Consider the following 13,249-nt stretch of genomic DNA (forward strand, 5'->3'; position numbering starts at 1 on the left):
CGGTTGTAAAGATTAACCAACCGCGGAGCGTGGGTGGAATCCGGATAGAAGAAAGGCGCATCCGAGGATGCGCCTTCTCGTAACTGGCGGAGCGGACGGGACTCGAACCCGCGACCCCCGGCGTGACAGGCCGGTATTCTAACCGACTGAACTACCGCTCCGCTGCCAGGACAAGAATGACCAGGTCCTGGATGGGCAAAGGCTTGAAAGAAACTTAGTTAACAGCTTCTTTCAGGGCTTTACCGGCTTTGAAACCTGGTTTTTTGGCTGCTGCGATTTCCAGCGTCTTACCGGTCTGCGGGTTACGACCGATACGAGCAGGACGATCTGTTACGGAGAAAGTACCAAACCCAACCAATACCACAGAGTCGCCAGCCTTCAGAGCGCCAGTGACGGATTCGATTACTGCGTCCAGCGCACGGCCAGCAGCAGCTTTCGGGATATCAGCAGATGCAGCGATAGCATCAATCAGTTCCGACTTGTTCACTCTAAGTCCCCTTATATCTATATTGAGTATGTTTCTAAGTTTTTTGGTGTAGACAAAAACGAGTGCTGAATGGCCTACAGACACTTTAAAGAGCCGCTTTATAACAAGGGCTCTAAAAAGCTGTCAAGGAAGGCCATTCAGGCTAATGCGTGCTGATTCTCTCCTTAGAGTCAGTCTCGCGCTTTTCGTCCTTTGCAACCATCTCCGGGGCCACATCCGGCAAGGGCTCCGGCGCGTATTGCAGCGCAATTTGCAGGACCTCGTCAATCCATTTAACCGGTTTAATCTGCAGGTCCCGTTTGATATTGTCCGGAATTTCTTTCAAATCCCGTACGTTTTCCTCGGGAATGATCACCGTTTTGATTCCGCCACGGTGTGCCGCAAGCAGTTTTTCCTTCAAACCGCCGATGGCCAGAACCTGCCCCCGCAGGGTGATTTCACCGGTCATTGCCACGTCGGCACGGACCGGGATCTGTGTCAGCGCTGAAACAAGGGCCGTGCACATGCCTACGCCAGCGCTAGGGCCGTCTTTCGGGGTAGCCCCTTCTGGCATATGGATATGAACGTCACGCTTCTCATGGAAGTCCACGGGGATTCCCAGGCTTTTCGCACGACTGCGCACAACGGTCAGGGCAGCCGTGATGGATTCGACCATCACATCACCCAGCGAACCGGTCTTGATCAACTGACCTTTGCCGGGCACTACGGCCGCTTCGATGGTCAACAATTCGCCGCCCACCGACGTCCACGCCAAGCCTGTCACCTGTCCGATTTGATCCTGTTGCTCGGCCAAACCGTAGCTGAATTTGCGCACACCCAGGAAATGCTCAAGCATTTCCGCGGTAACACGGACCTGGAAGCGTTTTTCCAGCGAGTGTTCCTTGACCGCCTTGCGGCAGATCTTGGCGATTTGCCGCTCCAGGCTCCGCACGCCGGCTTCACGGGTGTAGTAGCGGACGATGTCGCGAATCGCTTCCTCGTCTATCTCAACCTCGCCTTTCTTCAAGCCGTTGGCCTGAATCTGTTTTGGCGACAGGTATTTGACCGCGATGTTGATTTTTTCGTCTTCGGTATAGCCAGGCAGACGGATGACTTCCATCCGGTCCAGCAATGCCGCAGGAATGTTCATCGAGTTCGCGGTGCACAGGAACATCACGTCGGAAAGGTCGTAATCGACTTCCAGGTAATGGTCGTTAAAGTTGTGGTTCTGCTCAGGGTCGAGCACTTCCAGCAATGCAGAAGCCGGATCGCCACGCATATCGCTGCCCATTTTGTCGATTTCATCGAGCAGGAACAGCGGGTTGCGCACGCCCACTTTTGTCATCTTTTGTATCAATCTTCCCGGCATGGAACCGATATATGTCCGGCGATGACCACGAATTTCCGCTTCATCACGCACACCACCGAGGGCCATGCGCACGAACTTGCGGTTAGTCGCATTGGCAATCGACTCTGCGAGAGACGTTTTACCCACACCCGGCGGACCTACCAGGCACAAAACCGGACCGCGAATTTTCTTCACGCGTTTTTGCACGGCGAGGTATTCAAGGATGCGTTCCTTGACCTCATCCAGCCCATAGTGGTCGGCGTCAAGAATGTCTTCAGCGCGAGCCAGGTCCAGACGCACCTTGCTCTGAGCCTTCCACGGCACTTGCACCAACCAGTCGATGTAGGTACGCACCACGGTCGCTTCAGCCGACATCGGCGACATTTGCTTGAGCTTGTTCAGCTCAGCCAGCGCTTTGGTCAAGGCGTCCTTAGGCAAGCCGGCAGCGTCGATGCGCTTTTTCAGCTCTTCGATTTCATTGTGACCTTCGTCACTGTCGCCCAGCTCTTTCTGAATGGCCTTCATCTGCTCATTCAGGTAGTACTCGCGCTGGCTGCGCTCCATCTGCTTTTTGACGCGGCCGCGAATGCGCTTCTCGACCTGCAACAGATCAATTTCAGCATCCAGCAAAGCCAGTACGTGCTCTACCCGTGCAGGCAGATCGACGATTTCGAGAATGGCCTGCTTCTGCTCGATTTTCAGCGCCATGTGCGCGGCCATGGTATCGACCAGGCGGCCCGGCTCATCAATGCTATTGAGGGATGACAAGACTTCAGCCGGGACTTTTTTGCCCAGCTGCACATACTGTTCGAACTGGGCCAGCAAGCTGCGCACGAACACTTCAGATTCGCGGTCAGGTGCATCGACCTCGTCGATCAACGTCACTTCAGCGCGGCAATGGCCATCGACCTCAATGAAGCGTTCGACGGTGCCACGCTGCTCGCCTTCGACCAACACCTTAACGGTGCCATCAGGCAACTTGAGCAGCTGCAATACGGTTGCAACGGTGCCGACGCTATAAAGCGCCTCTTCACCTGGATCGTCGTCTGCAGGATTTCTTTGCGCGAGCAAAAGAATCTGCTTATCCCCCGTCATCGCGGCCTCGAGGGCTTCGATAGATTTCTCGCGCCCCACAAACAGCGGGATAACCATGTGCGGATAAACCACGACATCGCGCAATGGCAAGAGAGGCAATTCTATGGTGGTCTTCATGATTTCGCCTCTACGGCGGCCATAAGGCCGGAACATATGGAAGTTAGCTTGAAGTCAAGATGGGGGTAGCGTCTTAAAAAAACAAGCTCTGACGCAGGAAAAGCAAAAGGGGCCCGAAGGCCCCCTCTTTATTACCTGTCAACGCAGCAGTTTCGCTTACGCGTCTGGGGCAGCCTTGGCAACCGGCTCGCTGTTTTCATAAATCAACAACGGCTTGGACGTGCCCTCGATGACGCTCTCATCGATCACCACCTTGCTCACCTCGGACTGCGAGGGGATCTCGTACATGGTGTCGAGCAGAACACCTTCGAGAATGGAACGCAGACCGCGAGCGCCTGTTTTGCGCTCAAGTGCGCGCTTGGCGATCGACTTCAGTGCGTCAGCACGGAACTCGAGTTCCACACCTTCCATTTCGAACAGTTTTGCATACTGCTTGGTCAACGCGTTTTTCGGCTCGGTGAGAATCTGCATCAGAGCAGCCTCATCCAATTCGTCCAACGTCGCCAGAACCGGCAGACGGCCCACGAACTCTGGGATCAGACCGAACTTGACCAGATCGTCAGGCTCAACCTCACGCAGCGATTCGCCAACCTTCTTGCCTTCTTCCTTGCTGCGTACTTCGGCATTGAAGCCGATGCCGCCGCGAGTGGAACGGCTCTGAATAACCTTTTCGAGGCCCGAGAAAGCGCCACCGCAGATAAACAGGATGTTACGTGTGTCCACCTGCAGGAATTCCTGCTGTGGATGCTTGCGACCCCCTTGAGGAGGAACGGAAGCCACGGTGCCTTCAATCAGCTTCAGCAAGGCTTGCTGCACGCCCTCGCCGGAAACATCGCGAGTAATCGAAGGGTTGTCGGATTTGCGCGAAATCTTGTCGATTTCATCGATGTAGACAATGCCCATCTGGGCTTTTTCTACGTCGTAGTCACATTTCTGCAACAGCTTCTGAATGATGTTTTCCACGTCCTCACCCACATAACCAGCTTCGGTCAGGGTGGTGGCGTCAGCGATGGTGAACGGCACATTGAGCAAACGAGCCAATGTTTCAGCGAGCAGCGTCTTGCCGGAGCCGGTTGGGCCGATCAGCAGGATGTTGCTTTTACCGAGTTCAACATCATCATTCTTCTTGTCGCGCTGGTTCAAACGCTTGTAGTGGTTGTACACCGCTACTGCCAGAACCTTTTTTGCACGTTCTTGACCAATCACATACTGATCAAGGATGCCGCTGATTTCTTTAGGCGATGGTAATTTATGCGCGCTGCTTTCGGCCTGGGCTTCTTGCACCTCCTCACGGATGATGTCGTTGCACAGGTCGACGCACTCGTCGCAGATAAAAACCGAGGGGCCGGCAATCAATTTGCGCACTTCATGCTGGCTTTTGCCACAGAAGGAGCAATAGAGCAATTTGCCGTTGTCCTCGCCGTTGCGGGTGTCAGTCATTCGATCGATCCAATCCGGTAGGCTTGCAACACAAGATGAAGGCTATTGCGGGCTTTTTCAAGTCCGCAGGTGGCCAGTTGTTCCAACCACCTACGATTGAGCTGCTTAGCGAGCCATTTGACGCTGAGTAAGAACCTGATCGATCAAACCATATTCAGCAGCGCGCCCGGCGCCCATGAAGTTATCCCGATTGGTGTCTTGCTCGATGGTCTCAATCGTTTGCCCGGTGTGGTGTGCGAGAATTTCATTCAAGCGAGCACGAATGGACAGGATTTCCTTGGCATGGATATCAATATCCGATGCCTGCCCCTGGAAACCGCCCAGTGGCTGGTGAATCATCATTCGCGAGTTTGGCAGGCAGTAACGCTTTTTAGCGGCGCCGCCAGCCAGCAGGAAAGCACCCATGCTGCAGGCCTGACCGATGCAAATGGTCGACACGTCTGGCTTGATGAACTGCATGGTGTCGTAGATCGACATGCCCGCAGTCACCGAACCGCCTGGTGAGTTGATGTAGAGATGGATGTCCTTGTCCGGGTTTTCGGCTTCAAGGAACAACAGCTGCGCCGCAATCAGGTTGGCCATGTAGTCTTCTACCGGACCTACCAGAAAGATCACCCGCTCCTTGAGGAGGCGCGAGTAGATGTCATAGGCGCGTTCGCCACGGGCGGACTGCTCGATAACCATCGGGACCAGGCCGCCAGCGGCCTGGATGTCAGAGTTCTGCTGAATATAAGAATTGCGGGACATGTCTCGCATTCACTCCCAAATAGTCATTTCTTGAATACACATAAGCCAGCACGAAGGCTGGCTTATGGGTGTTTTCGAACGAGAGAAAAATCAGTCGGCTTGTGGAGCTTCTACCGGCTTGACTGCTTCTTCGTAAGAGACCGATTTGTCGGTCACGCTAGCTTTCTGCAAAACAGTATCCACAACTTGTTCTTCCAGCACAACCGAACGCACTTCGTTCAGCTGCTGGTCGTTCTTGTAGTACCAGGACACGACCTGCTCAGGCTCTTGGTAAGCCGATGCCATTTCCTGAATCATCTCGCGAACACGAGCGTCATCAGGCTTGAGATCGAACTGCTTGACCACTTCAGCAACGATCAGGCCCAGCTCTACACGGCGCTTGGCTTGTTCTTCGAACAGCTCGGCTGGCAGTTGATCCGGCTTGATGTTGCCGCCGAACTGCTGAACAGCCTGCACGCGCAGACGGTTCACTTCGTTTTCGAGCAGTGCTTTAGGCACTTCGATCGGATTGGAGGCCAGCAAGCCGTCCATCACCTGGTTCTTGACCTTGGACTTGATCGCCTGACGCAGCTCACGGTCCATGTTCTTGCGAACTTCGGTACGGAAACCGTCGATGCCTGTTTCCTTGATGCCGAACTGAGTGAAGAACTCTTCGTTCAGCTCAGGCAATTTAGGCTCGGAAACAGTGTTGACCGTCACGGTGAACTCGGCGGCTTTATTGGCCAGCTCCAGGTTCTGGTAGTTTTCCGGGAAGGTCAGGTTCAGAACACGCTCTTCGCCGGCTTTAGCGCCAACCAGACCGTCTTCGAAGCCAGGGATCATACGACCGGAACCCAGCACCAGCTGAGTACCTTTGGCAGAGCCGCCAGCAAACACTTCGCCATCAACCTTGCCAACGAAATCGATGTTCAGTTGATCTTCGTTCTGAGCAGCACGCTCAGTGACTTCGAAACGAACATTTTGCTTGCGCAGGATTTCCAGCATTTTGTCCAGATCGGCGTCAGCCACGTCTGCACTCAGACGCTCGACAGCGATGGACTCGAAGCCTGCAACCGTGAATTCCGGGAATACTTCGAAAGTAGCCACGTATTCCAGGTCTTTACCTTTTTCAAAGGTTTTTGGCTCTACAGAAGGTGCGCCAGCTGGATTGAGTTTCTGCTCAACCACTGCTTCGTAAAACGTTGCCTGAATCAGATCGCCCAGTGCTTCCTGACGAGCGCCGTCTTCATAACGCTGACGGATCACGCTCATAGGCACTTTGCCAGGACGGAAGCCCGGGATCTTAGCTTTACGGGCAGTCTGCTGCAGACGCTTGTTGACTTCAGTCTCGATGCGTTCGGCAGGCACGCCAATGGTCATGCGGCGCTCAAGAGCGGAAGTATTTTCAACAGAAACTTGCATGGATATTCCTCGTTGCACAGACGTTAGCCGGCCGTTTCCGACCCCAGAATCAAGGGCATGCATTCTAGTGGGTCAAACTCAAGAAGTCACCCCACTGAAAAGGGTAAGTAAGCAGCATGAATTCAAGCAGCCGGCAGGGGGGCGACGACGCCCATTGCGAACGATTGACGCAAGGCAGCAAGCGACGCGTCTGGCACACCCTATATAAGGAACCCCTGGTGCGCAGCCTGCCCTTTATATCAACCAAAAAACCGCCGAACGCCAGTAAAAACGGACGAAGCGGGTGGTCGCGCCGGGCGAAATTTTCAATATTCCGAAACAAAAAAAAGCCGCACTAGGCGGCTTTCTGTTGCTTTATGAATGCCGCGGGCATTTCACAAAGCTTGTATCTTGGTGCGGACGGAGAGACTCGAACTCTCACACCTTTCGGCGCTGGAACCTAAATCCAGTGTGTCTACCAATTCCACCACGTCCGCGCTTCAAGCCTTTAAAGCAAAGGCGCCTGATTTTTAAGTCAGGCGCCTTTCGAATATGGGGTGGACGAAGGGGATCGAACCCTCGACAACGGGAGTCACAATCCCGTGCTCTACCAACTGAGCTACGCCCACCATATAGCGTGTGACCGATGTAACATTACTTGTGCCAAAGTTGCCTAAATGGCGCACCCGGCAGGACTCGAACCTGCGACCATCCGCTTAGAAGGCGGATGCTCTATCCAACTGAGCTACGGGCGCTTATTTAATCTGTATTCATTAACCGATTACAAATTAAGAGCTTCAGTCACGCTGAGCCAATCTACAACTCTGCCCGACCTTCTTAACCAGTGCTAGGCTGTGCCCGACAAGTGCGACGAATCTTATAGACGAGCCCCGAGGTCGTCAACTCTTTTTCGAAAAAAATTCAGTTAGATAAAGGAGTTAGAGGAATATACAGACCAAGCGCCTTTGCCCTCGCGCCACGGCATGCGAGAATGCGCGCTCTTTTTCAATCCCTTTCGATGGTTAATCACGCGTCATGACAGCAAAACTAATCGACGGTAAAGCGATCGCAGCCGGCCTGCGCCAGCAGATCGCTAAACGTGTCACCGAGCGTCGCGAACAGGGCCTGCGGACACCGGGCCTCGCGGTGATTCTGGTTGGCAACGACCCCGCGTCCCAGGTTTATGTCTCGCACAAGCGTAAAGACTGTGAAGAAGTCGGCTTCAACTCCAAAGCCTATGACTTGCCTACCGACACCTCGCAGGATGAGCTGACCGACCTGATCGATCGCCTCAACGACGATCCGAATATCGACGGCATCCTGGTGCAACTGCCACTGCCCGCGCATCTGGATGCCTCAAAACTGCTGGAGCGCATTCGCCCGGACAAAGACGTGGATGGCTTCCATCCTTATAACGTCGGTCGGCTGGCGCAACGCATCCCCCTGCTGCGCCCCTGCACCCCCAAGGGCATCATGGCCTTGCTGGAAAGCACTGGTGTCGATCTTTACGGGATGGACGCAGTCATCGTCGGCGCCAGCAATATCGTCGGCCGCCCGATGGCGATGGAACTGTTGCTCGCGGGCTGCACGGTCACCGTGACCCACCGCTTCACTCGCGACCTGCCAGGCCATGTGGGCCGTGCGGATCTCGTGGTTGTCGCTGCTGGCAAACCCGGCCTGGTCAAAGGTGAGTGGATCAAGGAAGGCGCCATCGTGATCGACGTTGGCATCAATCGCCAGGAAAACGGCAAGCTGGTCGGCGACGTGGTGTATGAAACCGCCCTGCCCCGTGCTGGCTGGATCACTCCGGTACCGGGCGGCGTTGGCCCGATGACCCGTGCCTGCCTGCTGGAAAACACCTTGTACGCTGCGGAAACCCTGCACGTCTGAGTGCCCGGGATCAGGCATAAAAAACGGCGCCCTCGGGTGCCGTTTTTCATGACTCAACAGTCAGTCAGTCCGCCAAACGCCAGGTCGTACCGCCTTTGCCGTCTTCCAACACCACGCCCATCGCCGTGAGTTGGTCGCGAATGCGGTCCGATTCAGCCCAGTCCTTGTTGGCACGAGCACTCAATCGAGCCTGAATCAGCGCTTCGACTTCAACCGCATCGACCCGACCCTCTGCGCCTGCACGCAAAAAGTCATCCGCCTCGAGCTGCAAAACACCCAACACACTGGCCAATTCTTTCAGACGTGCCGCCAAACCCGCAGCTGCCGCCAGATCGGTGTCACGCAGACGGTTGATTTCGCGCACCATCTCGAACAGCACCGCGCAGGCTTCCGGCGTGCCGAAGTCGTCGTTCATCGCCGCAGAGAAACGTTCGACGAACGCTTCGCCACCGGCAGGCGCTACGGCAGGCAAGCCTTTAAGGGCGTGATAGAAACGTTCCAGCGCGCCCTTGGACTCTTTCAGGCTGTCTTCGGAGTAGTTGATCGAGCTGCGGTAATGGCTGGACACCAACAGATAACGCACCACTTCCGGCTGGTATTTCTCCAGCACGTCGCGAATGGTGAAGAAGTTGTTCAAGGACTTGGACATCTTCTCGCCATTGATGCGGATCATGCCGCAGTGCATCCAGGCATTGGCGTAAGGCTTGCCAGTGGCCGCCTCGCTCTGGGCGATTTCGTTTTCGTGGTGCGGGAACTCTAGATCGTTGCCGCCGCCATGAATATCGAAGGTCTCGCCCAGACAGCAAGTCGACATCACCGAGCATTCAATATGCCAGCCCGGACGCCCTGCGCCCCATGGCGACTCCCAGCTCGGTTCGCCCGGCTTGACGCCCTTCCACAGCACGAAGTCCAGCGGATCGTCCTTGGACTCATCCACTTCGATCCGCGCACCGATGCGCAGGTCTTCGATCTTCTTGCGCGACAGCTTGCCGTACCCCATAAACTTGCCGACGCGGTAATACACGTCGCCATTGCCCGGAGCGTAGGCATAACCCTTGTCGATCAAGGTCTGGATCATGACGTGCATGCCCGCGATATGATCGGTCGCGCGCGGCTCCATGTCCGGCGGCAGAATGTTCAGCCGCGCCTCGTCCTCGTGCATCGCATCAATCATGCGTGCAGTGAGCGCCTCGAAGGACTCGCCGTTTTCACGGGCACGGTTGATGATCTTGTCGTCGATATCGGTGATGTTGCGCACATAGGTCAAGTCATACCCACTGAAACGCAACCAGCGGGTGACCAGATCGAACGCGACCATGCTGCGGCCATGCCCAAGGTGGCAGAAGTCGTACACGGTCATGCCGCACACGTACATCCGCACCTTGTTGCCGTCCAGAGGCTTGAAGACTTCCTTGCTCTTGGTGAGCGTGTTGTAAATTGAAAGCACGATGATTCCTTAGCTCTGACCCCATGAGTCACGCAGCGTCACAGTACGGTTGAACACCGGCTGACCGGGTTTCGAGTCCTTGATGTCCGCGCAGAAATAACCTTCGCGTTCGAACTGGAAACGGTCTTCCGGCTGCGCTTGCGCCAATGACGGCTCAGCACGGCAACCCGTGAGCACTTGCAGGGAATCAGGGTTGATGTTGTCCAGGAAGCTGTCGCCGTCTTCCGCTTTGTCCGGGCTCGGCGAGCGGAACAGACGATCGTACAGACGCACTTCGCACTCGAGGCTTGCCGCAGCCGGCACCCAATGCACCACGCCTTTGACCTTGCGCCCTTCAGGGTTTTTACCCAGTGTTTCCGGATCGTACGAGCAACGCAGTTCGACGATGTTGCCGTCGGCGTCCTTGACCGCTTCATCGGCGCGAATCACGTAACTGCCACGCAGGCGCACTTCGCCGTTGGGCTCCAGACGCTTGTAGCCTTTTGGCGGTTCTTCCATGAAGTCATCACGGTCGATGTAGATTTCGCGGGCAAACGGCAGTTCACGTACACCCATGTCTTCTTTCGGGTGACGCGCCAGCTCGAGCATCTCGACCTGACCTTCCGGGTAGTTGGTGATCACGACTTTCAGCGGACGCAGCACGCACATGGCACGCGGCGCGCTGTGGTCGAGGTCATCGCGGATGCTGAATTCGAGCATGGCGAAATCGACAACGCCATCGGAACGGTTAGTGCCGACCATCTCGCAGAAGTTACGGATCGAGCCCGCGGTGTAGCCGCGACGACGGAACCCCGACAAGGTCGACATGCGCGGGTCGTCCCAGCCATTCACGTGCTTCTCGTCGACCAGTTGCTTGAGCTTGCGCTTGCTGGTGACGGTGTAGCTCAGGTTAAGACGCGAGAACTCGTACTGACGCGGATGGCTCGGCACTGGAAGGTTGTCCAGAAACCAGTCGTACAGCGGGCGATGGCCTTCGAATTCAAGGGTGCAGATCGAGTGGGTAATGCCTTCGATGGCGTCCGACTGACCGTGAGTGAAGTCATAGTTCGGGTAGATACACCACTTATCGCCGGTCTGATGGTGATGCGCATGGCGAATGCGGTACAGGATCGGGTCGCGCAGGTTCATGTTCGGCGAGGCCATGTCGATCTTGGCCCGCAGTACACGCTCACCGTCCTTGAACTCGCCAGCCTTCATCCGGGCAAACAGGTCCAGGTTTTCCTCGACGCTGCGCTCACGGAACGGGCTGTTTTTGCCAGGCTCGATCAGGTTACCGCGGTATTCCTTGGACTGCTCGGGGCTCAGGTCGCAGACGAACGCCTTGCCCGCCTTGATCAGCTCTACGGCCCAGTCGTGCAATTGATCGAAGTATTGCGAGGCATAACGCACTTCGCCGGCCCACTCGAAGCCCAGCCACTTCACGTCGCTTTCGATGGCGTCGATGTATTCCTGGTCTTCCTTGGCCGGGTTGGTGTCATCGAAACGCAGGTGCGTTACGCCACCGAACTCCTGAGCCAGACCGAAGTTCACGCAGATCGCCTTGGCGTGGCCGATATGCAGGTAACCGTTGGGCTCAGGCGGGAAACGGGTCACGATCTGGGTGTGCTTGCCCGAGTCCAGGTCTGCCTGCACGATTGCGCGCAGGAAATTGGTCGGGACAGCAGGACCTGCCTTGGAATTCGCAGTGGAGTCAGTGGGCTTGCTCATAGGATCCTTGAACGTACAAGTGCGCGGCCAGGGTAGGCCGACTAAATCAAAGCGCTTATCATAGCCGAAGCTGTCAAGGTGTTGCGACCAGCGCGCGCGCCTTCCACGAATTCAAAACGAGCGATTTTCACAATGTCCAAAGTCAAACTGAGCACGAACCACGGCGACATCGTCCTGCAACTGAACGCCGATAAAGCGCCGGAAACCGTGGCCAACTTTGTGCAGTACGTTAAAGAAGGCCATTACGACAACACCATATTCCATCGTGTGATCAGCAACTTCATGATCCAGGGCGGCGGTTTCGAGCCGGGCATGGCACAGAAAAAAACCCGCGCCACGATCAAAAACGAAGCCAACAACGGCCTTTCCAACCGAAAAGGCACCGTGGCCATGGCCCGCACCATGGAGCCGCATTCGGCGTCCTCGCAGTTCTTCATCAACGTGGGCGACAACGATTTCCTCGACCACACGGCACCGACCGTTCAAGGCTGGGGCTACACCGTGTTTGGTGAAGTGGTAGAGGGCATGGACGTAGTCGAGAAGATCAAAGGCGTGGCGACCACCATGAAAGCCGGTCACCAGGACGTGCCTGCCGAAGACGTAATCATCGTGAACGCCGAGATCATTGAGTGATATTGCTGATCTCTGATCTGCACCTGGAAGAGCAGCGCCCGGACATCACACGGGCGTTTCTGACATTACTCGACGGCCGGGCCCGCGCGGCCGAGTCGCTGTACATCCTCGGGGATTTTTTCGAGGCATGGATCGGCGATGACGCCATGTCGCCGTTCCAACTGTCGATCTGCAAAGCCCTGCGCGCATTGAGCGACAGCGGCACGCAGGTGTTCCTGATGCACGGCAATCGCGACTTTATGGTCGGGAAAGCGTTCTGCAAGGCTGCAGGCTGCACCTTGTTGAAAGACCCAAGCGTGGTGCAACTCAATGGCGAGCCGGTGCTGCTGATGCACGGCGACAGCCTGTGTACCCGCGACGAAGCCTACATGCGCATGCGCCGCTACCTGCGCAACCCGATGACCTTGTGGGTCTTGCGCCATTTGCCCTTGGGCACCCGACACAAACTGGCGCGCAAGCTGCGCAACGAAAGTCGCGCGCAGACCCGCATGAAAGCCAACGACATCGTCGACGTCACGCCCGAGGAAATCCCACGGATCATGGCGCAATACGGTGTGCGCACGCTGATCCACGGCCACACCCACCGCCCGGCGATTCATAAACTGCAGGTCGGCAACGATGCAGCAAAGCGGATTGTCCTGGGGGATTGGGATCGTCAGGGCTGGGCGTTGCAGGTGGATGAGCAGGGTTTCCAGTTGGCGGCGTTTGATTTTGTGCCGGTACCGGCGTTGATTCACTGACGCCATCGCGGCGGGGTCGCGTCCGACGAAACCGGTCGCTTTCTTGAGACCGCTGAAGGTCCTTTGGACCTTATCGCAGCCTTCGGCAGCTCCTACAGGACCCAGTTTGCTGCGCGACAGCGCGGCGTCGAAGACGGGACGGTATCTCTTATCAAGCAACCTTTAACTCATTGAAAAATAAAAATAAATTTTATTATATTTTCATCCGAACGCTGATCCTTTGTAGGAGCGTGCTTGCC

10 protein-coding genes and 4 tRNA genes are annotated in these 13,249 nt (G+C 56.0%); 3 read left to right on the forward strand and 11 right to left on the reverse strand.

Going from position 1 to position 13,249, the window contains the following annotated elements:
* Positions 1-84 precede the first annotated feature (84 nt).
* The 9 genes from K0F75_RS08710 to K0F75_RS08750 all read right to left on the reverse strand — a co-directional run bounded on the left by K0F75_RS08710 (position 85) and on the right by K0F75_RS08750 (position 7,348).
* A tRNA-Asp gene (locus K0F75_RS08710) sits at positions 85-161 on the reverse strand.
* 53 nt (positions 162-214) lie between these two features.
* Complete coding sequence (locus K0F75_RS08715) at positions 215-487, reverse strand: HU family DNA-binding protein (RefSeq protein ID WP_002552737.1); 273 nt, start codon at positions 485-487, stop codon at positions 215-217.
* 142 nt (positions 488-629) lie between these two features.
* Positions 630-3,026: an endopeptidase La gene (gene lon / locus K0F75_RS08720; protein ID WP_219061474.1), complete on the reverse strand. Its 2,397-nt coding sequence runs from the start codon at positions 3,024-3,026 to the stop codon at positions 630-632.
* Positions 3,027-3,182: 156 nt separating this feature from the next.
* A complete protein-coding gene (gene clpX, locus K0F75_RS08725; RefSeq protein WP_219061475.1) occupies positions 3,183-4,466 on the reverse strand; it encodes an ATP-dependent Clp protease ATP-binding subunit ClpX in 1,284 nt (427 codons plus the stop codon).
* 105 nt (positions 4,467-4,571) lie between these two features.
* Positions 4,572-5,213 (reverse strand): ATP-dependent Clp endopeptidase proteolytic subunit ClpP, encoded by a 642-nt coding sequence (gene clpP / locus K0F75_RS08730; RefSeq protein ID WP_219061476.1) that lies wholly within the window; start codon positions 5,211-5,213, stop codon positions 4,572-4,574.
* 90 nt (positions 5,214-5,303) lie between these two features.
* A complete protein-coding gene (gene tig / locus K0F75_RS08735; protein ID WP_219061477.1) occupies positions 5,304-6,614 on the reverse strand; it encodes a trigger factor in 1,311 nt (436 codons plus the stop codon).
* Between the two features lie 391 nt (positions 6,615-7,005).
* Positions 7,006-7,090: transfer RNA gene (locus tag K0F75_RS08740), tRNA-Leu, on the reverse strand.
* A gap of 56 nt (positions 7,091-7,146) precedes the next feature.
* Positions 7,147-7,222: transfer RNA gene (locus tag K0F75_RS08745), tRNA-His, on the reverse strand.
* Positions 7,223-7,271: 49 nt separating this feature from the next.
* Positions 7,272-7,348 (reverse strand) — tRNA-Arg (locus K0F75_RS08750).
* Positions 7,349-7,628: 280 nt separating this feature from the next.
* On the opposite strand from K0F75_RS08750, the gene folD reads away from it, so the two are divergent.
* Positions 7,629-8,483 (forward strand): bifunctional methylenetetrahydrofolate dehydrogenase/methenyltetrahydrofolate cyclohydrolase FolD, encoded by an 855-nt coding sequence (gene folD / locus K0F75_RS08755; protein ID WP_219061478.1) that lies wholly within the window; start codon positions 7,629-7,631, stop codon positions 8,481-8,483.
* A 64-nt stretch (positions 8,484-8,547) separates the two neighbouring features.
* Here folD and cysS read toward each other — a convergent pair whose 3' ends face one another.
* Positions 8,548-9,930 (reverse strand): cysteine--tRNA ligase, encoded by a 1,383-nt coding sequence (cysS, locus tag K0F75_RS08760; RefSeq protein WP_219061479.1) that lies wholly within the window; start codon positions 9,928-9,930, stop codon positions 8,548-8,550.
* 9 nt (positions 9,931-9,939) lie between these two features.
* Positions 9,940-11,637, reverse strand: a complete 1,698-nt coding sequence (locus tag K0F75_RS08765) for a glutamine--tRNA ligase/YqeY domain fusion protein (RefSeq protein ID WP_219061480.1) — start codon at positions 11,635-11,637, stop codon at positions 9,940-9,942.
* A gap of 132 nt (positions 11,638-11,769) precedes the next feature.
* Here K0F75_RS08765 and K0F75_RS08770 point away from each other — a divergent pair, with 132 nt between their 5' ends.
* A complete protein-coding gene (locus K0F75_RS08770) occupies positions 11,770-12,270 on the forward strand; it encodes a peptidylprolyl isomerase (protein ID WP_219061481.1) in 501 nt (166 codons plus the stop codon).
* Positions 12,267-13,010: a UDP-2,3-diacylglucosamine diphosphatase gene (gene lpxH, locus K0F75_RS08775; protein WP_219061482.1), complete on the forward strand. Its 744-nt coding sequence runs from the start codon at positions 12,267-12,269 to the stop codon at positions 13,008-13,010. The genes K0F75_RS08770 and lpxH overlap by 4 nt, the downstream gene beginning before the upstream one ends.
* Positions 13,011-13,249: the final 239 nt, after the last annotated feature.

The organism is Pseudomonas sp. UMAB-08, assembly GCF_900095225.1.
GTDB lineage: Bacteria > Pseudomonadota > Gammaproteobacteria > Pseudomonadales > Pseudomonadaceae > Aquipseudomonas.

Bases quoted from the DNA above. Each gene is read 5' to 3' on its own strand.
- clpP (WP_219061476.1), bottom strand. From the start codon at position 5,213: ATGTCCCGCAATTCTTATATTCAGCAGAACTCTGACATCCAGGCCGCT.
- K0F75_RS08765 (WP_219061480.1), bottom strand. From the start codon at position 11,637: ATGAGCAAGCCCACTGACTCCACTGCGAATTCCAAGGCAGGTCCTGCT.
- clpX (WP_219061475.1), bottom strand. From the start codon at position 4,466: ATGACTGACACCCGCAACGGCGAGGACAACGGCAAATTGCTCTATTGC.
- lon (WP_219061474.1), bottom strand. From the start codon at position 3,026: ATGAAGACCACCATAGAATTGCCTCTCTTGCCATTGCGCGATGTCGTG.
- tig (WP_219061477.1), bottom strand. From the start codon at position 6,614: ATGCAAGTTTCTGTTGAAAATACTTCCGCTCTTGAGCGCCGCATGACC.
- K0F75_RS08770 (WP_219061481.1), top strand. From the start codon at position 11,770: ATGTCCAAAGTCAAACTGAGCACGAACCACGGCGACATCGTCCTGCAA.
- folD (WP_219061478.1), top strand. From the start codon at position 7,629: ATGACAGCAAAACTAATCGACGGTAAAGCGATCGCAGCCGGCCTGCGC.